The 18,954-nt window shown below is 73.8% G+C and carries 16 protein-coding genes; 8 read left to right on the top strand and 8 right to left on the bottom strand.

The features are described 5' to 3' along the window. Positions 1-177 precede the first annotated feature (177 nt). From ABT297_RS26105 to ABT297_RS26115, 3 genes are all read left to right on the top strand, one after another. On the top strand, positions 178-318 hold the full coding sequence (locus ABT297_RS26105) for a hypothetical protein (protein WP_350554197.1): 141 nt from the start codon (positions 178-180) through the stop codon (positions 316-318). Beyond that, positions 318-746 (top strand): PGPGW domain-containing protein, encoded by a 429-nt coding sequence (locus tag ABT297_RS26110; protein ID WP_350554199.1) that lies wholly within the window; start codon positions 318-320, stop codon positions 744-746. Before ABT297_RS26105 ends, ABT297_RS26110 begins: the two co-directional genes overlap by 1 nt. Before the next feature lie 332 nt (positions 747-1,078). Beyond that, on the top strand, positions 1,079-1,435 hold the full coding sequence (locus ABT297_RS26115) for a histone-like nucleoid-structuring protein Lsr2 (protein ID WP_350554201.1): 357 nt from the start codon (positions 1,079-1,081) through the stop codon (positions 1,433-1,435). Positions 1,436-3,070: 1,635 nt separating this feature from the next. Here the strand turns inward: ABT297_RS26115 and ABT297_RS26120 are convergent. The 7 genes from ABT297_RS26120 to ABT297_RS26150 form a co-directional block, all read right to left on the bottom strand. Beyond that, on the bottom strand, positions 3,071-3,487 hold the full coding sequence (locus tag ABT297_RS26120) for an Hsp20/alpha crystallin family protein (RefSeq protein ID WP_350554224.1): 417 nt from the start codon (positions 3,485-3,487) through the stop codon (positions 3,071-3,073). Between the two features lie 652 nt (positions 3,488-4,139). Beyond that, entirely contained in the window at positions 4,140-4,748 is a 609-nt protein-coding gene (locus ABT297_RS26125; protein WP_350554203.1) for a response regulator transcription factor, read from the bottom strand. A gap of 477 nt (positions 4,749-5,225) precedes the next feature. Beyond that, positions 5,226-6,320, bottom strand: coding sequence for a sensor histidine kinase (locus tag ABT297_RS26130; RefSeq protein ID WP_350554205.1), 1,095 nt, complete (start codon positions 6,318-6,320; stop codon positions 5,226-5,228). Positions 6,321-6,333: 13 nt separating this feature from the next. Then, positions 6,334-7,071 (bottom strand): ABC transporter permease, encoded by a 738-nt coding sequence (locus ABT297_RS26135; RefSeq protein WP_350554207.1) that lies wholly within the window; start codon positions 7,069-7,071, stop codon positions 6,334-6,336. A 2-nt stretch (positions 7,072-7,073) separates the two neighbouring features. After that, positions 7,074-7,946, bottom strand: coding sequence for an ABC transporter ATP-binding protein (locus tag ABT297_RS26140; RefSeq protein ID WP_350554209.1), 873 nt, complete (start codon positions 7,944-7,946; stop codon positions 7,074-7,076). Positions 7,947-8,134: 188 nt separating this feature from the next. Beyond that, positions 8,135-8,716, bottom strand: coding sequence for a TIGR03086 family metal-binding protein (locus ABT297_RS26145; protein ID WP_350554211.1), 582 nt, complete (start codon positions 8,714-8,716; stop codon positions 8,135-8,137). A 10-nt stretch (positions 8,717-8,726) separates the two neighbouring features. Continuing rightward, the gene (locus ABT297_RS26150; protein WP_350554213.1) at positions 8,727-9,698 is read right to left on the bottom strand and encodes a helix-turn-helix domain-containing protein; all 972 of its coding nucleotides are present in this window, start codon (positions 9,696-9,698) and stop codon (positions 8,727-8,729) included. A gap of 72 nt (positions 9,699-9,770) precedes the next feature. On the opposite strand from ABT297_RS26150, the gene ABT297_RS26155 reads away from it, so the two are divergent. Beyond that, on the top strand, positions 9,771-10,196 hold the full coding sequence (locus tag ABT297_RS26155) for a rhodanese-like domain-containing protein (protein ID WP_350554215.1): 426 nt from the start codon (positions 9,771-9,773) through the stop codon (positions 10,194-10,196). Here ABT297_RS26155 and ABT297_RS26160 read toward each other — a convergent pair. After that, complete coding sequence (locus ABT297_RS26160) at positions 10,193-11,149, bottom strand: zinc-binding dehydrogenase (RefSeq protein WP_350554217.1); 957 nt, start codon at positions 11,147-11,149, stop codon at positions 10,193-10,195. The two genes, ABT297_RS26155 and ABT297_RS26160, sit on opposite strands and share 4 nt — an antisense overlap. 111 nt (positions 11,150-11,260) lie before the next feature. Here ABT297_RS26160 and ABT297_RS26165 point away from each other — a divergent pair, with 111 nt between their 5' ends. The 4 genes from ABT297_RS26165 to ABT297_RS26180 all read left to right on the top strand — a co-directional run. Next, a complete protein-coding gene (locus ABT297_RS26165; protein WP_350554226.1) occupies positions 11,261-11,704 on the top strand; it encodes a (2Fe-2S)-binding protein in 444 nt (147 codons plus the stop codon). Then, positions 11,701-12,678, top strand: coding sequence for an FAD binding domain-containing protein (locus ABT297_RS26170; RefSeq protein ID WP_350554218.1), 978 nt, complete (start codon positions 11,701-11,703; stop codon positions 12,676-12,678). Before ABT297_RS26165 ends, ABT297_RS26170 begins: the two co-directional genes overlap by 4 nt. Further along, the gene (locus ABT297_RS26175) at positions 12,675-14,765 is read left to right on the top strand and encodes a xanthine dehydrogenase family protein molybdopterin-binding subunit (protein WP_350554220.1); all 2,091 of its coding nucleotides are present in this window, start codon (positions 12,675-12,677) and stop codon (positions 14,763-14,765) included. The genes ABT297_RS26170 and ABT297_RS26175 overlap by 4 nt, the downstream gene beginning before the upstream one ends. Positions 14,766-15,010: 245 nt before the next feature. Continuing rightward, the coding region (locus tag ABT297_RS26180; RefSeq protein ID WP_350554222.1) for a beta strand repeat-containing protein at positions 15,011-18,954 on the top strand (3,944 nt) is incomplete at its 3' end.

An 18,954-nucleotide genomic window follows, 5' to 3' on the forward strand; every position in this document is an offset into this window, starting at 1 on the left:
CCGGGCGCCCGGCCGCTCGCGAGGGTGACTTCCGGCGTGTCGCTGCCGCATCCGATGATGGCGCGGTTCCGGTCGTAGACCCAACTGGTTCGCCCGATCTTGCCCCATCTGAACATGATTTGGGTCATTCGTCCGTTTCTGGGGCGTATTCGGGGCGTTCCGCCGACCTTGCGGGAGATGGTCCGGCGGCCTCCGAGGCTGGTGGCGCTGCTCCTTTTCGTGGTACCGACGGTTCTCGTCGCGGTGGCCCTCGTAATGGTCCTCGCGATGGTGCCGGCCGTCGCCGTAGCGGTGACGGCGTTCGTCTCCCCGGCGTAGTGCCCGAGCGGGAGAGCGAGCCCGAGACCGAGCCCGGGGTGCGAACTGCGGCGACGAGCCGCTGGCGGGAGCGGGCCGCCCGCGCGGGGGCCGTGATGCTGCGGCTGCGTGCGCGCGCCCATGCGACCCCGCTGGGCCGGCTGGTCGCGAAGATCGCGGTCGCCGCGCTGGGCACGCTGATCATCGCCGTGGGTGTGGTGCTGCTGCCGTTGCCCGGCCCCGGCTGGCTGATCATCCTGAGCGGCCTGGCCCTGCTGGCGATGGAATTCCGCTGGGCGCGTCGGTTGCTGCACTTCACGCGCGAGCAGTTGCTGCGCTGGACCCGACTCGTACGGGAGGGTTCGTGGCTGGTGCGGATCGTATCCGTCGGCGGCCTGCTCCTGGTGGTCGGTGGGGCGTTGCTGCTGTCGCTGCGGATGCTCGCCTGACTCCACATCCGCGATCTTCTGGATCGAGAGGGTGAGTTCCCCCCATCCTGCCGGGGTGGCTCTCTCCGGCGTGATCGTTGCCCCAATATCGCCACGTTGCCTATACCGATCGTGTGCGTTTCGTGTTGTATGCGTTTCGTGACACGCTGATTTAGGTGGCGGGCGCGCGAAAGGGCTACGGTGGAGGTAATCTCTCTGAGTCCCGCGTAGTATGTCGTCAAGTAACTTGTTTGTGTCCGAATGATACGGCCGGTGCGCTCAGTGCCGAGGTCCGGATCGGTTCCGTACACATCGGTTCTGTACATCTGGGTACCACCGAGGAAAGGCCACTCATGGCAAAACGCGTCATCCACGAGCTGATCGATGACATCGACGGCAAGCCCGCCGCCGAGAGCATCGTGTTCGCGCTCGACGGCGTGCAGTACGAGATCGACCTGTCCGCGGCCAACGCAGCGAAGCTGCGCGACGCGGTGTCCCCCTTCGTCGCTGCCGCGACGAAGGTCGGCCGGGGCGGTGTGGTCGCGACCTCGCGGGGACGCGAGGCCCGCGGCCGCAGCGTGACCCGCGGCGATCGCGACCAGAACCGCGCCATCCGCGAATGGGCGCAGGCCAAGGGCATCGACGTGTCCGATCGAGGGCGCATCAAGCAGGACATCGTCGACCGGTATCACGCGGAGGCCGGTCGCTGACCGGTGCTTCGCGGCCGTCCGCGCGGGCTTCGTGAGGCCGTGACGGTGCCTTCCGGGTCGCTCCGGCGGCTCGGAACGGCCGTCGTGGCGGCCTCGCCGGCACGACAACCCGTCGAGACGGCGGGCTTTTCCCGGTGTCGGCCGGGCGGCTCGCGGGCCCGCACTCGCGGTGCCTCCCGGTCCGCCACCGGGGCGGCGTGAACGGTACGTGGGCGGGCCGGGTGCGTGATTCAAGCACCCGGCCCGCCCGTTTTTTCATGTGCATGTTCGGCCCCATTCCTGAGGCCATACGTCCGATTTGCTGCCGTTATGCGGCCCGGATTTGCGCGTCACCGCCAGCATTGCATGCTTGCCTTCGGCCACGCGGGTCCGCTTGGTTTGCCGCCGGCGGCGGGTGTGCATTGCCGATCGATCCGGTGTACTTCGCCCGTCCGCCCCACCCGCCCCCATTGGCGGCGGGACCGCGCGGGTGCGCTTTGCCCGGCGGCCGGGGTGGCTTTGATCGCCTTTGCTGACCGCGCGGCGTCGTTAGCATCGCGCCAGCTCCGGACTCCCGGTCCGTGTTGCGAGGCATTTCGCCAGGGGGCCAATAACGCCGGATGCTCACCGCGGGCGCGGTGAGAATAACCGACGGTGGCGACGGCGATCGATTAGGAATGCGTACGTAAACGCGATGAGCCGCGACCCGTGCTCGGGTCGCGGCCCCTTCGCGGACGCGGATCGAACCTCGTCAGGCGCTCGGAACGCCGGCTCCGCCGCTCTGGCCGGCCCGTTCGGTCTGGTCGGTTCGTTCGCCGTAGTGCAGGTCGTTCGCCATGGTGCAGGTGGTCGAGTCGGGCGGAGCCGGTGCGGCTGATCCCGCCGAGCGGCTGGCGCTGGTCGGCTTGGTCCCGCTGGTCGGGGCGCCTCGTCGGCGGAAGCCCGTTCGGCACACTCTGGTCGGTATGCACCGATCTGGTCTGCCGGCCCTGGTTGGCGAGCATTGGTTGGCGGAACCATGTGGCATGCCCCGCCACGGTTGTGCTCGCGGGCGTCTTGTTCGGCAGCCTGAGCGGTCTACCCGTTTGGCACGCCCTGTTCCGTGCGCTGATCTGTTCCGTCCTGCTCTATGCACCGGGGTTTTGCGTGCCGTTCTGCGCGGCGAGCCCGGCTGACCTGCTCGGGTGGTATCGCTGGGCCCGCGGCTCGGGCGGCATCGCGGGACGGCCGCCTGCCTGGCGGCATTGCCGGACGGCAGCCCAGGCATGGCTGCCGGGCCGCCGTGCCGTGCCGTGCCGGGCCGCCGTGCCGTGCCGTGCCGGGCCGCCGTGCCGTGCCGTGCCGGGCCGCCGTGCCGTGCCGTGCCGGGCTGCCGTGCCGTGCCGTGCCGGGCTGCCGTGCCGTGCCGTGCCGGGCTGCTGTGCCGTGCCGTGCCGGGCCGGGCTGCTGTGCCGTGCCGTGCCGGGTTGCGTTCCGCGCTGCCGTTCCGGGTTGCCGTTCCGGGTTGCCGCCTGGGTGGCTGGCTCGGCGCCCGGAAGTGTTCGGTGGGGCCATGCTCGGGCGATTCGCCCGTCCGGCCGGTCCGGGCGGCTTGCCCGGAGCGCGGCCGGTCTGGGGTGACGTTGGCGCGGGAGACAGTCGGCCCGCCGGCTTGGATCAGGCGTTCGCCAGCTCGCGCTGCGAGGTGCTGATCTCGATCTTGCGCGGGCGGGCCTTCTCGGCGACCGGGATGCTCAGGGTGAGCACGCCGGCGTCGTAGCTGGCCTTGAGGCGATCGGTGTCCAGGGTGTCGCCGAGGACCAGGCGGCGGGTGACGGTGCCGGTGGCGCGTTCGGTGATCACGCGGCGGACGCCTTCGCGCTGGGCGCGGGTGCGCTCGGCGCGCACGGTGAGCACGTTGCGGTCGACGGTGGCGTCGATCGTGGCCGGGTCCACGCCGGGCAGGTCGATCTCAACGTAGAACGTGTCACCGTCGCGGTAGGCGTCCAACGGGGCGGCGACGCGGACGGCCGGTCCGCCGAAGAACTGGTCGAACGCGTCAAAGGTCCGGAACGGGGCGGTACGCAGCAACATGATGGCGAGTCCCTCCAGGGTTGAGTCCGTGTCACTCAAGTCCTACAACGGACGGGATGCCCACCGTCTTCCGTTCGCGAACGTGACCTGAGTCACCTAGACTCAACTTTGGCGGCGTGGCCCCGTTGCGCCATCTCAACCCAAGGTCGCGCGGTGCGGTCTCGCGCCTGATGCCGACCCGACCGGCGGTGTGGGGTGACGCGGCCGGGCGCTGCGGTTGGTGAGGCGCGGCCTCCATGCGCTGTGGCGGCTCGATCGCCCGCAAAGCGCGTGCGGCCCGGCTGCGACCCATATTTTTCTGAGCCAGCCGTTCCGTGCGTCGTTGTGGCGTGACCGTCGTGCGGCGCGGCGCGGCGCGGCGCGGCGCGTCTGCGGCCCCCTGCTCCGAGCCAGCCGTTCCGTGCGTCTGGTGGCGTGACCGTCGCGCGGCGCGTCTGCGGCCCCCGGTTCTGAGTCAGGCGTTCGTGCGTCGTGGTGGCATGACCGGTCGTGCGGCGCGGCGCGGCGCGTCTGAGCCTCGTGGCCTTGAGGCGGCCGATTTTCGCGCGAACGTTGCGGTGCGGCCCGGCTGCCTGGTGCGGCCGGGGCTCTGAGGCCTCCCTTTCTGTGCGTTGTGCCGGTGGATCGGCCGGACTGCCGCGGACGCCGTTGTTTAGAGCCAGCCGTTGGACTGGGCCACGCCGACAGCCTCGATGCGGTTGCGGGTGCCGGTCTTGGTGATCGCGGCCGACAGGTAATTGCGCACGGTGCTCTCCGACAGGTGCAGGCGCGCGGCGATGTCGGCGACCGTCGAGCCGTCGGCGGCCTCGCGGAGCACGTCGCGCTCGCGCTCGGTGAGCGGGTCGGGGCCCGCGGCGAGGGCGGCGGCGGCCAGGGCCGGGTCGACGACCCGCTCGCCGGCGAGCACCCGCCGCACGGCCGCGGCCAGGGACTCCACCGGGCCGTCCTTGACCAGGAAGCCGCTCGCCCCCGCCTCCATCGCGCGCCGCAGGTAGCCGGGCCGCCCGAACGTCGTCAGGATCAGCACCCGGCATCCGGGGAGCCGCCGCCGCAGCTCGGCCGTCGCGGTGATCCCGTCGCCGCCGGGCATCTCGATGTCCAGCAGCGCCACGTCGGGCCGCACCCGGAGTGCGGTCGGCACGACGGCGTCGCCGGTGGCCACCTGTGCCACCACCTCGAGGTCGGGCTCGAGGTCGAGCAGCAGCGCCAGCGCGCCGCGCATCATGCCCTGGTCCTCGGCCAGCAGCACCCGGATCGTCACGCCGCGACCCCCGTCCCGTCCGCGCCCGCCGTCCCCAGCACGTGGGTAGGCAGGACCGATCGCCGCGCCGAGTCCCGGGCTCGAACGAAGGCGGGCGGCAAAGCGGCGATCGTCGGGATGGTCCGCCGCGCTCGGTCGAAGGTGCCCGGCGCCACGGCGGCGATCGGCGGGCCGGGGAAGGGAGCCGCGGACGCGGTTGCGGGCACCGTCCGGTCGCGTGGCGGTGGGGGCGTGCGGTGCGGGGTCATGAGGGGAGCCTTGCGGTGAGGGCGGCGGCACGTGTGCGGGGGCCGGTTTCCGAGCTGCCGCGTGCGGTGTGGGCGTGTTTGGTCGGGTGCGGGGGAGTCCGGCCGGCGGTCATAGGGGGAGCCTTGCGGTGAGGGAGAGGGCGACGGCGGCACGGGGCGGGGGCCGGTTTCCGAGCTGCCGCGTGCGGTGTGGGCGTGTTTGGTCGGGTGCGGGGAGTCCGGCCGGCGGTCATAAGGGGAGCCTCGCGGTGAGGGCGAAGCCGCCGCCGGGGCAGGGGCCGGTTTCCAGGGTGCCGCCCACGGCGCCGAGCCGTTCGGTCAGGCCGCGCAGGCCGTTGCCCGGCGGCGGGGGCGCTGCGGTGGCGGCGAAGTCGCCGTCGTCAGTGACCTGCAGGCTCGCGGCGCCGGCGTCGATGGTGACAGCGATCTCGCAGTGCCGGGCGCCGCTGTGGCGGACCACGTTGGTGGTGGCTTCGCGCACCACCCATGCCAGCAGGCGATCGGTGGAGTCCGGCAGCGGGTCGGCGGTGCGCAGCACGTCGGCCGCGATGCCGGCCGCGGACAGGGCGCCCTTGGCCCGGGTGAGCTCGGCGGTCAGGCCGGTCTCGCGGTATCCGGTGACCGCCTCGCGGATCTCCACGAGCGCGCGCCGACCCACCTGCTCGATGTCGGCGGCCTGCGCGGCGGCCGTGGCCGGGTCGCGCTCGGCGAGGCGGCGTACGACCTCGGCCTTGACGACGATGACCGACAGCGTGTGGCCGAGCAGGTCGTGCAGGTCGCGCGAGAATCGCAGCCGCTCCTCGGCGACCGCGGCCTCGGCGAGCGCCTCCCGGGTGCGTTTCAGCTCGCTGACGACCCGGCCCATCTGCCGCACCGCGCCGACGAGCAGCGAGGACAGGATCGTGCCGATGACGGTGCCGCCGATCGGCCACCACTGCGCGCCGATCGCCAGGCCGATGCCGATCTGCGCGGCGAGCACCCCGAGGAACACGAGCACGGCGGTGACCGGACGCTCGGCCCCCGCGTATATGGCCGCGCCGCAGCACGAGACGAACAGCAGCAGGATGAGCCAGTGTTCCCCGTAGACGATCGGCAGCGCCAGGCCCAGCGCCGCGACCGCCGCGAACAGCGCGGCGCGCCCCCGGGGCGTGCCCCCGCCGTCGAAGCCGAGCGCGGTGGTGTAGACGTAGAGGAGCTCGAATGCGACCAGGGCGGCGACGGCGAGCCTGGATGGGGCATTGCTCAGCGGCTCGACCAGCAGGAAGGTCCAGACCGCGACCCAGAGCATCCCCCCGATCGACGGGCGCCACCGCGTGCGCTTCACGGCGTCCACCCTTTCACAGCGCCGCGACGCTGCGCACGGACCGGCGGAACCCGAGCACCGCCAGGGCGGCGAACACCGCCAGCCACACTGCCAGCGTCACCACGTCGCCGACGGTCGGGGCGCCGCCGAACGCGACCCGCCACGACATGTCGGCGTAGGCGTGGGTCGGCAACAGCCGCCCGACCGTGGCGACCCAGCCGGGCAGCACGTCCAGCGGCAGCCAGAGGCCGCCGACGATGGACAGCCCGAGGTACACCAGGAGATTGAGCGGCTGCACCGTCTGGCTCGTGGCGAGGTAGCCCATCGCCAGACCGAGCAGCGCGAAGGGCAGCGAGCCCAGCCACAGCAGCGGCAGGATCGCCAGCCACTGCCCGGCCCGCAGCTGCACGCCGTTGACCAGCACCGCCGCCCCGCACAGCGCGAACACCGGCAGCAGCGCGGCCGCCATCGCGGCCAGGCCCTTGCCCAGCACCACCTTGACCGGCGGCAGCGGGGTCAGCCGCAGCTGGCGCAGCCAGCCGATGGAGCGGTCGACGACGAGGCCCGACGCGTAGTTGAGCAGCGCGCCGATCGCACCGTAGCCGGCCATGGACACCATCGTGTATGTAGCGGCGGTGCTCTTGTCCTGGCCGGTGATCGTGTTGAGGTTGGTGAACAGCAGGTAGCTCAGCAGCGGCATGATCACCGCGAAGATCAGCAGTCCGGGCATGCGCGCGAGCCGGCGCAGCTCCAGGCGGATGTAGGGCAGCACGGTCAGGCCTCCAGCCGGGTCAGTGCGAGATAGGCCTCCTCGAGCCCGGCGCCGGTGACCTCGAGGTCGCGCAGCAGGCCCGCCGCGGCGAGCGCCAGGACGGTGGCGTCGGAGTCGGTGCTCGTCAGAACCGCCCGGCCGTTCTTGACGGCGAACGCGACGACACCGGGAAGTACTGAATAATCCTGTTCCAGGTTTGTGACACTCACGGTGCGGACCTCGACCCGCCGCTTGACCTCGGCGGCCGTGCCGTCGGCGAGCACCCGGCCCCGGTCGAGCACCACGATGCGATCGGCGTTGGCGTCGGCCTCCTCCAGGTAGTGTGTGGAGAACAGCACCGTGCGACCCTGTCCCGCATAGGCGCGCATCGCCGCCCAGAACGCGCGCCGGGACTCGACGTCGAGCGCGGCCGTGGGCTCGTCGAGCACCAGCAGATCGGGCCGGCCGATGACGGCCATCGCGAAGCGCAGCCGCTGGGCCTGGCCGCCGGAGAGCCGCTCCACCGTCCGCCCCGCCACCGTGGTCAGGTCGGCGAGGTCCAGCGCCTCCGCGACGGGCATCGGGTGCGCATACACCCGATGGAGAAACGTCAGCAGATCACCGACCGTCGACCGCGGCAGGAGCCCGCCGGCCTGCGGCATCGCTCCCACCCGGCCGGCTGCCGCGGCCTTCTGCGGGCTGCCGCCGAACAGCCGCACGGTGCCGGTGCGCGGCGGCAGCAGCCCGAGCAGCATCAGCAGCATCGTCGACTTGCCGGCGCCGTTGGGCCCGAGGACCGCGACGACCTCCCCGGCGGTGACGCGGAGCGTGATGTCTTCCACAGCGTGGACGCTGCCATAGGCGTACGACAGTTTTTGGAGATCGACGGCGTTCATGCACGCAACGTTACGAAGGTCCTGACGGTGGGTGCAGATGCGTCCGTCTCGACACCGCGGTGACAAATGTCCTGCGGATGGCCGCACTGCGCCGCTTCGAAGAGCACGCCCCTCCCACTGGAAAGCGCCCGGGGTGGCCTACGGGCAGCCCAGCGCCGCCATCGGCGCCCGAGCGCGATGGCGTGCCGTCACGCGGGACTGCGGCCCAGGAGCAGGAGGATGCGGTCCAGCGTCGATGCGTCCCCGGTGACCGGCAGGGCGTGGGCGAACGCGGAGCCCGGGCGGTCGCGACTCGGGCCGTCGGGGACGCCCTCGGCGATCGGCAGGACCGCCGTCAGCACGTCCTCGGACAGCGTGAACGTGCGGCCCACGGACCGGGCCACGTCCCAGCCATGCGCCACGTAGTCGATGGCGTGGGCGCCGATGCCGCGCCACGCGGCGAGCGGGCCCGGGGCGATCTCGGGCAGGGACATGGGAAGGTCGAGGGCGTCCACGGCGGCGAACGCGGCGATGACGTCCTCGGCCGCGGCGGCGTACTCCGCGACCGGGTCGGCGCCGAGCCGGCCCGGCCGCCAGCGGTCCAAGGGCCACGCCTCGCCGCGGGCCGCGGCGGCGAAGCCCAGGTGCTGCACGGTCATGTGGGCCAGCAGGTCGGCGAGGTTCCAACCGGCGCACGGGGTGGGCAGGGCGAGGTCGAGCGGGCCGTCGAGCAGCTTGACGCTGGTGCGGACGGCGATCGCGTCCGCCGCGCGGAAGTCGGGAAAGGCCATGGACACCAGGCTAGGCCCGGGAGCGGAAGGCCTGCCGGTACGCCGACGGCGAGGTGCGCATGGTGTTGGCGAAGTGGTGACGGTACGTCACCGGGGTCTCGAAGCCGACCGTGGCGGCGATCTGCTCGATGGGGGTGTCGGTCGTCTCCAGCAGGGCCAGGCTGGCCTGCACGCGCTGGCGCAGCAGCCAGCGGATCGGGCTGGTGCCGGTGGCGCGCGTGAAGTGGCGCAGGTATGTGCGCGGCGACATGTGGGCCTGCCGCGCCAGGGCCGGCAGGGTCAGCGGCTCGGACAGGTGCGCCAGCGCCCACGTCAGGCTCGCGGCGATACGGTCGTCCGACGCGTCGGCGGGCATCGGCGCCTCGATGAACTGGGCCTGGCCGCCGTCGCGGTGCGGCTGAACGACGAGGCGGCGGGCCACGGCGTTGGCGATCGCCGCGCCGTGGTCGCTCCGCACGACGTGCAGGCACAGGTCCAGGCCGGCGGCGCTACCGGCACTGGTCCACACGTCGCCGTCGGCCAGGTACAGCACGTCGGGGTCGAGCTCGACGCGGGGGAACCGGTCGCGGAACACACCGGCGTAGCGCCAGTGCGTGGTGGCGCGGCGGCCGTCGAGGAGGCCCGCCGCGGCGAGCGCGAACGCGCCCGAGCAGATGGAGAGGATCCGTGCGCCCCGCTCGTGCGCGGCCCGCAGCGCGTCGAGGACGGCGGGCGGGGGGTCGGCGTGGACGCTCTCGACGCCGGGCACGATGACCGTGTCCGCGGCGGCCAGCTCGGCGAGGCCGCCGCCGGGGTGCAGGGTGGCGCCGCCGACCACCGGCACGGGGCCCGGGGCGGGTGCGCAGATGCTCAGCTCGTACCACGCGACGTCGAGCTCCGGCCGCGGCAGCCCGAAGACCTCGGTGACGATCCCCGTCTCGAACAGCGACATGCCCCTGAATGCCAGGACCGAGACGGTGGGGCCGCCGACGTGTACGCGCATGGCGAAATGTTAGTGGACAGCGTCGTTTTCGCCACTGTCCCGCGGTACCGCCGCGGAATCATGCTTCTGGGCATGACCAACGCCATCGAGCACTTCACCGCCCGCCTCACCTTCGAGACCGACGTCAGCGACGTGCACGCGGCCATGACCGCCGGCGCGGCGGGCCTCGTCGTCGTCGACTCGCGCGGCGCGCAGGCCTGGGCTCAGGGACACATCCCGGGCGCCGTGCACCTGCCCACGGCCGACATCGCCGTCCGCGCCGCGGAGCTGATCCCGGCCGGCTCCGGGGTCGTCACGTACTGCTGGGGCCCGGGCTGCAACGGCGCCACCCGCGCGGCGCTGGAGTTCGCCAAGCTCGGCTACCAGGTGCGTGAGATGCTCGGCGGCTACGAGTACTGGGTGCGCGAGGGCCTGGAGTTCGCCACGCCGGCGGGCCCGCAGCGCCGGCCCGCCGACGAGCTCACCGCCCCGCGCCGAGCCGTGTCATGCGACTGCTAACCCACTACCAGCAAGGTCTTGCCGATCGCGGTGCGCTGCTCGATCGCCCGGTGCGCCTCGGCCGCCTCGGACAACCCGAAGACCTGCCCGACCAGCGGCGTGAAGCGCTTCTCGGCGACGGCGGCGAGGGCGTGACCGAGGTACGCGCGGGAGCTCGCGGTGCGCAGCCGCAGCTCGGCGATGCCGGTGGCCGTGATCCCGCGCGTCCGCGCCGCCTCGGGGTCGGCGGCGAAGCCACCCGCCGGCCTGCCGTGCCCGGAAAACCGGCCGCCGTTCTTGACCAGCGCGAACGCGGCCCGGCCCAGGTCGCCGCCGGCGCCGTCGAGCGCCACGTCGACCGGCTCGACCGCGGCGGTCCACTCCGGCGCCGAGTAGTCGACGACCTGGTCGGCGCCGAGCAGGCGCAGGCGCTCGAGCTTCGCCGCGCCCCGAGCCGCGGCGACCACCGTCGCACCCCGCGCCCTGGCCAGCTGGACCAGGATCGCGCCCATGCCGCCGGCGGCCGCGGTCACCAGCACCCGGTCGCCGGGGCCCAGCGGCGCCACGTCGAGCAGGGCCAGCGCCGTCACGCCGTCGTGCAGCACGGCCGCGGCGTCGGCCGCCCCGACCCCGTCGGGGATGGCCACCAGCGCGTCGGCCGGCGCGAGGGCGCGGGCCGCGTAGCCGCCGCCGGCGTGGCCGGTGCGGGCCACGACGCGCTTGCCGATCCACTGTGGAGCAACGCCGCTGCCGACAGTGGACACCGTGCCGGCGACGCCCACGCCCGGCCGGTACGGCGGCTCGACCGGGAAGAAGTCACCGCCGTGCCCGGCCCGCACCATCGTCTCCAGCCAGAGCGTGTCGGCGACCGCCACGTCGACGACGACCTGCCCGGGCCCGGGGACCGGGTCGGGCGCGTCGACGGGTAGCAGGACATCCGGTCCGCCGAAGCGGGCCACCTCTATCGCATGCATGAGAGCACCCTCCGACCTCAAGCGCGGTTCATGTCAAGCGGGCGGGTTAAACCGCCGGGGCGGGGGCAGCACCGCGCCGTGGGTGACACACGAACCTCGAGCGACGTGACGATGCGCGTCAACGGGTACGCGCACCAGCTGCGCGTAGACAACCGCGCGACGCTGCTGGACGTGCTGCGCGAGCAGCTGAGCCTGACGGGCACGAAGAAGGGGTGTGACCACGGCCAGTGCGGCGCCTGCACGGTGCTGCTGGACGGCCGGCGGGTGGTGAGCTGCCTCATCCTCGCGGTCACCGCCGAGGGCACGGAGGTGACCACCGTGGAGGGGCTCAGCGCCGGGCCCGGCCTGCACCCGATCCAGGAGGCGTTCATCGAGCACGACGCGCTGCAGTGCGGTTTCTGCACGCCCGGCCAGATCTGCTCCGCGGCCGGGCTCACCCCACAGGAGACCGCCTCCCTGGCCGACGTCCGGGAGGCGATGAGCGGCAACATCTGCCGCTGCGGTGCGTACGTGAACATCGCCGCCGCCGTCTACGAGTCGGTCTCGACGTCATGAGGCCCTTCGCGTACGAACGACCCGGCGACGCCGAGGGCGCGCTGGCGACGATGGTCAGGCCCGGCGCGGTGTACCTGGCCGGGGGCACCAACCTCGTCGACCTCATGAAGCTCGGCGTGAGCGCGCCCGACGTGCTGGTGGACCTGAGCCACCTGCCGTACCGCGACATCGAGGCACTCCCGAGCGGCGGCCTGCACGTCGGCGCGCTGGTGCCCAACAGCGACCTCGCCACGCACCCGGCGGTGCGCGCGGCCTACCCGGCCCTGTCGCAGGCCGTGCTCGCCGGCGCGTCCGGGCAGCTGCGCAACCGCGCGACCGTGGCCGGAAACCTGCTGCAGCGCACCCGCTGCCGATACTTCCAGGACGTCACCAAGGCGTGCAACAAGCGCAACCCGGGCTCGGGCTGCGACGCGCGCGAGGGCGAGCACCACGACCTCGCGATCCTGGGCGCCTCCCCGCAGTGCGTCGCGACCAACCCGTCGGACCTGGCCGTGGCACTGTCCATCATGGACGCATCGGTACAGTACATCGGCCCGCACGGCAGCGCCGAGATCAGCGTGCACGACCTCTTCCGCCGCCCGGGCGAGCGGCCCGACCGCGACACCAACCTGCCCGGCGGCGCGCTGATCACCGGGGTCGTACTGCCGGAGCTGCCCATCGCCGCGACGTCGGTCTACCGCAAGGTCCGCGACCGCGCGTCCTTCGCGTTCGCCGCCGGCTCGATCGCGGCCGCGGTGGACGTGCGCGAGGGCGTCGTGCACGACGCCCGCATCGCCTGGGGCGCCGTCGCCCACCTGCCGTGGCGCGCCTGGACCGCGGAGCGCGCGCTGCGCGGCGCACCGGCCACAGCGGACAGTTTCGCGCGGGCCGCCGACGAGGAGCTGGCCGGCGCCCGGCCGCTGCGCGACAACGGCTACAAGGTGCCGCTGCTGCGCAACCTGACCGTCGAGGTGCTGCGGGAGATGACCTCGTGACGACGCTGCGCACTCCCACGAACGTCGGCACCGCCCAGCCGCGGCTGGAGGCGCGCGAGAAGGTCACCGGGCAGGCGCGGTACGCCGTGGACCACCCCCTGCCGGGCGCCCTCTACGCCTGGCCGGTGCAGTCGGCGTTCGCCCGCGGGCGGGTGATCGACGTGGACACCACCCCCGCGCTCGCCGTCGACGGGGTCCTCGCGGTGCTGTGGCACGGCAACGCGCCGCGCCTCGAGCCCGCCGGCGACCCGACCCTCCTCGTGCTGCAGTCGCCCGACGTCGCCTTCCACGGGCAGGTCGTCGCGCTGGTCGTGGCGACGACCCTGGAAAGCGCGCGGGAGGGTGCGGAGGCGGTCGTGGTGCGGGCGGAGATCCAGCCGGCGGACACCGTGCTACGCGCCGACCATCCGGGCCTCTACGAGCCGGCGACCGTCAACGCTGGCTACGTCGGCCGGGTGGAGAAGGGCGACTTCGGCGCCGGGTTCGACGCCGCGGAGGTGCGCGTCGACGCGACGTACCGCACGCCGACCGAGCACCACAACCCGATGGAGCCACACGCCACGACCGCGTTCTGGGAGCGCGGGCGGCTCGTCGTGTTCGACGCGACGCAGTCCTCGACCACGGTACGCGACACCCTCGCCGCCCTCTTCGAGCTCCCGCCGCAGCTCGTGCGCGTGCGGAACGAGCACGTGGGCGGGGGCTTCGGCTCGAAGGGCATGCCGCGGGTGAACGTGGTCCTCGCCGCGATGGCCGCCCGTTTCATGGGCCGGCCGGTCAAGCTCGCGTTCAGCCGGCGGATGCTGTTCTCCCTGGCCGGGTACCGCACCCCGACCATCCAGCGCGTCAGGCTCGGCGCCGACCGCGACGGGCGCCTGCTCGCCCTCGCCCACGAGGCCATCTCGCAGACGTCGCGGCTCGTGGAGTTCACCGAGCAGAGCGCCGTCGTCAGTCGCGTCCTCTACAACCCGCCCGACCACGTCAGCACGCATCGTGTCGTCGCCCTCGACGTGCCGCCGCCGACCTGGATGCGCGCCCCCGGCGACTGCCCGGGCTCGTTCGCCCTCGAGTCGGCCATGGACGAGCTGGCCACCGCCGGCAACTGGGATCCCGTGCGGCTGCGCATCGACAACGACGCCGCGACCGAGGCCGGGGGCCTGCCGTTCAGCAGCCGGCACCTCGTCGAGTGCCTCAGGCACGGCGCCGACCTGTTCGGCTGGGCCGGGCGCGACCCGCGGCCCGCGGCCCGCCGTGAAGGACGCTGGCTCCTCGGTACCGGTGTGGCGTCGGCCACCTTCCCGGCGATCACCTGGCCGTCGACCGCGACCGCGCGCGCCACCGCCGACGACCACTTCGAGGTCGCGGTCAACGCCGCGGACATCGGCACCGGCGCGCGCACGGTCGTGCGGCAGATCGCCGCCGACGCCCTCCGCTGCGACGCGCACTGCGTCGAGATCGCCGTCGGCGACAGCGCGATCGGAACGGCCCCGGTCGCGGGCGGCTCGATGGGCACGTCCTCGTGGGGGTGGGCCGTGACGAAGGCCTGCCGGCTCCTGCGCGAGCGCATCGAGCGCGAGCACGGCGGCCGCGTCCCGCCGGAGGGCGTCGCGGTCAGCGCCGACACGACCGCCGACATCGCCGCCCGCGACGAGTACGCCCGGCACGCCTTCGGCGCCCAGTTCTGCGCGCTGCGCGTCGACCCGTCCACCGGCGAGGTCCGCCTCGACCGCATGCTGGGCGTCTTCGCGGCGGGCCGGATCATCAACCCGACCACGGCCCGCTCGCAGCTCCTCGGCGGGATGACGATGGGCGCGTCGATGGCGCTGATGGAGCAGACCGTCCTGGACCCGCGCAGCGGCGACTTCGTGACGTCGGACCTGGCGTCGTACCACGTCGCGGTGAACGCCGACATCCCGCGCATCGACGTGGAGTTCGTGCCTGAGGAGGATCCGCATCTCAATCCGATGGGCTCGAAGGGCATCGGCGAGCTCGGCATCGTCGGCGCTGCCGCCGCGGTCGCCAACGCCGTCCACCACGCGTCGGGCATCCGCGTCAGATCCCTCCCGATCACCCCGTCCGCCCTGTTGTAAACGAGCTATGGAGCATGACTAGGGCTCCACAATGGACGGACCTGGCTTCCGGGAACCAGTCCACCCGGGTCGGACCTTAGCAGCCGCGCCCAGACCCTGCGCCCATTTCGGGCATTCACATACTGATTTACTGTGGATTGCCGGTTGGCGTCCGAGATCGGATACATAAATCGGTAAATTTTCGCTCCTGACAGCGGTGGCCTGGGTGATTCTCGGGGTGAAGTCCGCCCCGAGGAGGTTCCGAGTTGGCCGCGCCCGGACAAACCGCTGCTTCGCGAGCGGTGCTGCTCGGCTCGTTCGTCGTCGCCGGCGTCGGATTCGTGCTCCTCGCCTCCGGGCACCGCGCCGAGGCGGAGGACATCCCCGACGTCCCGGTCGGGCGGGTGACCCGAAGCGTGGCCGCCGTGAACGCGGCGACGCCGGCCACGGCGAAGACGATCAGAACCGCCGTGACGGCGTCCGCCGAACCGAAGCCGGCGATCACCACGGCGCCGGCGAAGGCGGGGACGAAGCCGGAACCGCCCGTCCCCTCGGCCACCGGAACCGGCGCGTCCCCCACCCACCGGGCCGCGAGCACAACCGGCGCGAACACAGCGGCGAACGCGAACGCGAAGACGGCTGACCCCGCGGCCGGCGCGAGCACAGCGGCGAAAGCGAACGCGAAGACCGCCGCCCCCGCGGCCGGCGCGATCACGAGTTCCGACGCCGGCGACCGCGACGGCGCAGCCGTAGCGGCGCAGCGCCCGTCGGCCGCCCCTTCGGCCACCGTGTCCGGCAGCATCGCCAGCCGCGCCCCGCCTGCCCCGGGCGGCGTCGGCGGCATCCAGGCCGCGCCCGACCCGCCGACCGGGGCGAGCGCCGTCGGCGGCATCAACAGCATCACCACGACCTGGCTCGGTTCCGTCGGCGCCACCGGCTACACCGTGACCGCCACGAGGAGCGGCGTCACCAAGACCTGCACCTCCGTCCTGCTGACCTGCACCATCCCGAACCTCGCCGCCGGCACCTGGACGGTCACGATCACCGCGACGGGTCTCGGCGGCACCTCCGCCCCGGCCGGCCTCGGCACCGCCACCGTCGTCGACCCCCCGAACCCGCCCGGCATGCCGACCGGCGTCATCGCGAACGCCGGCGCCCGCCAGGCCACCGTCTCCTGGACCGCACCGTCGAACGCCGGCGCCGGCATCGCGAGCTACACCGCGACCGCCACCCCCGGCGGCGCCAGCTGCACCATCGCCACGACGAGCTGCGCGATCAGCGGCCTCACCCCGGGTGTCATCTACACGTTCACCGTGACCGCGACCGCCCCGAACGGCGCCGGCACCTCGCTGCCGAGCCTGCCGTCGCCGCTGACGACCGTCGGCCCGCCCGACGCGCCCACCGGCGCCGCCGCCGTCGCCCTGGCGAACTCGGCCCAGGTCACCTGGATCGGGCCGCTGAACGCGGGCGCCGGCATCGCCGGATACACGGTGACCGCGAGCCCCGGCGGCCAGACCTGCACCGCGACGCTGCTCACCTGCACCGTGAGCGGGCTGACCAGCGGCACCGCGTACACGTTCTCGGTCGTCGCCAACGGCGTCGGCGGCACCGGCACGTCCGCCGCCACCGTGACGTCCGCGGTCACGCCCGGCCCGCCCGGCGCGCCGCGGAACGTGTCGGTGTCCCCGGGCCTGCTGACCGCCGCCGTCACCTGGGACCCGCCGGCGTTCCAGGGCGCCGGCATCGACCATTATGTCGCCTACGCGAACCCGGGCCTGCTGTTCTGCTCGACGCTCACCGCCGCCGACACCGGTTGCACACTGCTGAACCTGCTGCCCACCGGCACGTACACGGTGACGGTCGTGGCGGTCGGCGTAGGGCTGACCGGCTCGTCGGCGGCGAGCACGCCGTCGGCGGCGTTCACGCCCGGGCCGCCCGGGGCGCCGACCGGCGTGACCGCGGTGGCGGGCCCGGCGAGCGCGGCCGTGAGCTGGACCCAGCCGGCCGTCACCGGCAGCGGCGTCACCGGATACACGGTCACCGCGTCGCCGGGCGGCGGGACCTGTGTCGCGGTCGGCACCGGCTGCACCGTGCCACTGCTGACGCCGGGCACCGCCTACACCTTCACCGTCGTGGCCAACAGTGTCGCCGGGCCGTCGCCGGCCAGCGGCGCGTCCAACCCGGTGCGGCCCGGCCCGCCCGGCGCGCCGACCGCGGTTACCGCCGCCGGTGGCAACGGCTCGGCGACCGTGTCGTGGACCGCGCCGGCCAACACCGGCGCCGGCATCGCCTCGTACCTGGTGACCGCCGCACCCGGCGGCGCGACCTGCACGACGACCGGCACGAGCTGCGTGGTGCCCGGCCTGAGCAACGGCATCGCGTACGGATTCACCGTCGTGGCGACCGGTGCCGCCGGCACCGGCTCGTCGCCGGTGAGCGTGGCGTCCACCGCGGTGGTGCCCGGGCCGCCCGACCCGCCGCAGGCGGTGACCGCGTCGCCCGGCATCGGCTCGGTGACGGTCGGCTGGAACGCGCCGCTGGTCACCCGGGCCGGCGTCACCAGCTACACGGTGACGGCGTCGCCGGGCGGGGCGACCTGCACGACGAGCGGCACGGCCTGCACGGTGACGGGGCTGACGACGGGCACGCAGTACACGTTCACGGTCGTCGCGACCGGTCCCGGCGGTACATCGCCGGGGGCCGCGACCGCCGTGCCGACCACCGCCGGGCCGCCCGAGGCGCCGACCGGCGTCCACGCCGTCGCGCTCGGCGGGGCGATCACCGTCTCCTGGACGCCGCCGCTACTGTCGGGCAGCCTCATCACCGGCTACATCGCCACCGCCACCCCGGGTCTGCACGCCTGCGTCACGGTCAACTTCGCGCAGCAGTCGTGCACGATCACCGGCCTCGACGACGGTACCGCCTACACCGTCGCGGTCGTCTCGGTCGGCGTCCTGGGCACCGGCTCGTCGGCGCCGAGTCTCCCGAGCGCTCCGGTCACCCCGGGCGCGCCGGACGCGCCGACCGCCGTCACCGCGACGCCGGGCGCCCGCAGCGCGACCGTCGGCTGGACCGCGCCGGCCACGATCCGGGCCGGGGTCACGGGTTACACGGTGACCGCGTCGCCGGGCGGTGCCACCTGCACCGCCGTCACCACCGGCTGTACGGTCACCGGTCTCACCAGCGGCGTCGCGTACACGTTCACGGTCGTCGCCACCGGCCCCGGCGGCACGTCGCCGGCGAGCGCGCCGGCCACCGCGGTCACGCCCGGGCCGCCCGGCGCACCGACCGGCGTCACCGTGAGCGCCGGCCCCAGCTCGGCCACCGTCAGCTGGAGCGCGCCCGTCAACCCGGGCGGCGGCGTCGATCACTACACGGTCACCGCCGCGCCCGGCGGCGCGACCTGCACGACGTCCGCGACCAGCTGTACCGTCTCCGGCCTCACCCCCGGCATCGGCTACACGTTCACCGTGGTCGCCAGCGGCATCGCGGGCACCGGCGACTCCGCGGCGAGCGCGCCGACCGCGCTCGTGGCGCCCGGCGCGCCCGACGCGCCGACCGCGGTGACCGCCACCGCGGGCAACGCCACGGTCGTCGTGTCGTGGACCCCGCCCGTCGTGGTCCGAGCCGGGGTCACCGGCTACACGGTGACCGCGAGCCCCGGTGGTGGCAGCTGCAGCACCACCGGCACCTCCTGCGCCGTCGCCGGTCTGACCGGCGGTACGGCGTACACGTTCACGGTTGTCGCGGCCGGGCCCGGCGGCACCTCCACCGGCAGCCTGCCCTCGCTGCCGATCGCCCCCGGCCCGCCGGGTGCGCCGACGGGCGTCACCGCCACCGCCGGCGGGACCAGCGTGGCCGTGTCGTGGACCGCACCGGTCAACCGAGGCGGCGGCGTCGCCACCTACACGGTGACCGCCTCTCCGGGCGGCGCGACGTGCACCACCGCCACGACCGGCTGCACGGTCACCGGGCTCACGGCCGGCTCACCGTACACGTTCACCGTCGTGACCAACGGCGTCGGCGCCACCGGCAGCTCGCTTCCCAGCGCACCGTCGCTCGCCGTGACGCCGGGCGCCCCCGACGCGCCGGCCGGGGTCGGTGCCGTGCCCGGCGCCGGCATCGCCGCCGTGTCGTGGACCGCGCCGGACACGACCCGGGCCGGGCTCACCGGCTACACGGTCACCGCGTCGCCGGGCGGCGCGGCGAG

The organism is Dactylosporangium sp. NPDC000555, from assembly GCF_040300025.1.
In the GTDB taxonomy this organism is placed as follows: domain Bacteria; phylum Actinomycetota; class Actinomycetes; order Mycobacteriales; family Micromonosporaceae; genus Dactylosporangium.

Coding starts and splice junctions, on each gene's coding strand:
- ABT297_RS26165 (WP_350554226.1), top strand. CDS start 11,261: ATGCGCGTCAACGGGTACGCGCACCAGCTGCGCGTAGACAACCGCGCG.
- ABT297_RS26170 (WP_350554218.1), top strand. CDS start 11,701: ATGAGGCCCTTCGCGTACGAACGACCCGGCGACGCCGAGGGCGCGCTG.
- ABT297_RS26145 (WP_350554211.1), bottom strand. CDS start 8,716: ATGGCCTTTCCCGACTTCCGCGCGGCGGACGCGATCGCCGTCCGCACC.
- ABT297_RS26120 (WP_350554224.1), bottom strand. CDS start 3,487: ATGTTGCTGCGTACCGCCCCGTTCCGGACCTTTGACGCGTTCGACCAG.
- ABT297_RS26140 (WP_350554209.1), bottom strand. CDS start 7,946: ATGAACGCCGTCGATCTCCAAAAACTGTCGTACGCCTATGGCAGCGTC.
- ABT297_RS26160 (WP_350554217.1), bottom strand. CDS start 11,149: ATGCATGCGATAGAGGTGGCCCGCTTCGGCGGACCGGATGTCCTGCTA.
- ABT297_RS26155 (WP_350554215.1), top strand. CDS start 9,771: ATGACCAACGCCATCGAGCACTTCACCGCCCGCCTCACCTTCGAGACC.
- ABT297_RS26115 (WP_350554201.1), top strand. CDS start 1,079: ATGGCAAAACGCGTCATCCACGAGCTGATCGATGACATCGACGGCAAG.
- ABT297_RS26105 (WP_350554197.1), top strand. CDS start 178: ATGGTCCGGCGGCCTCCGAGGCTGGTGGCGCTGCTCCTTTTCGTGGTA.
- ABT297_RS26150 (WP_350554213.1), bottom strand. CDS start 9,698: ATGCGCGTACACGTCGGCGGCCCCACCGTCTCGGTCCTGGCATTCAGG.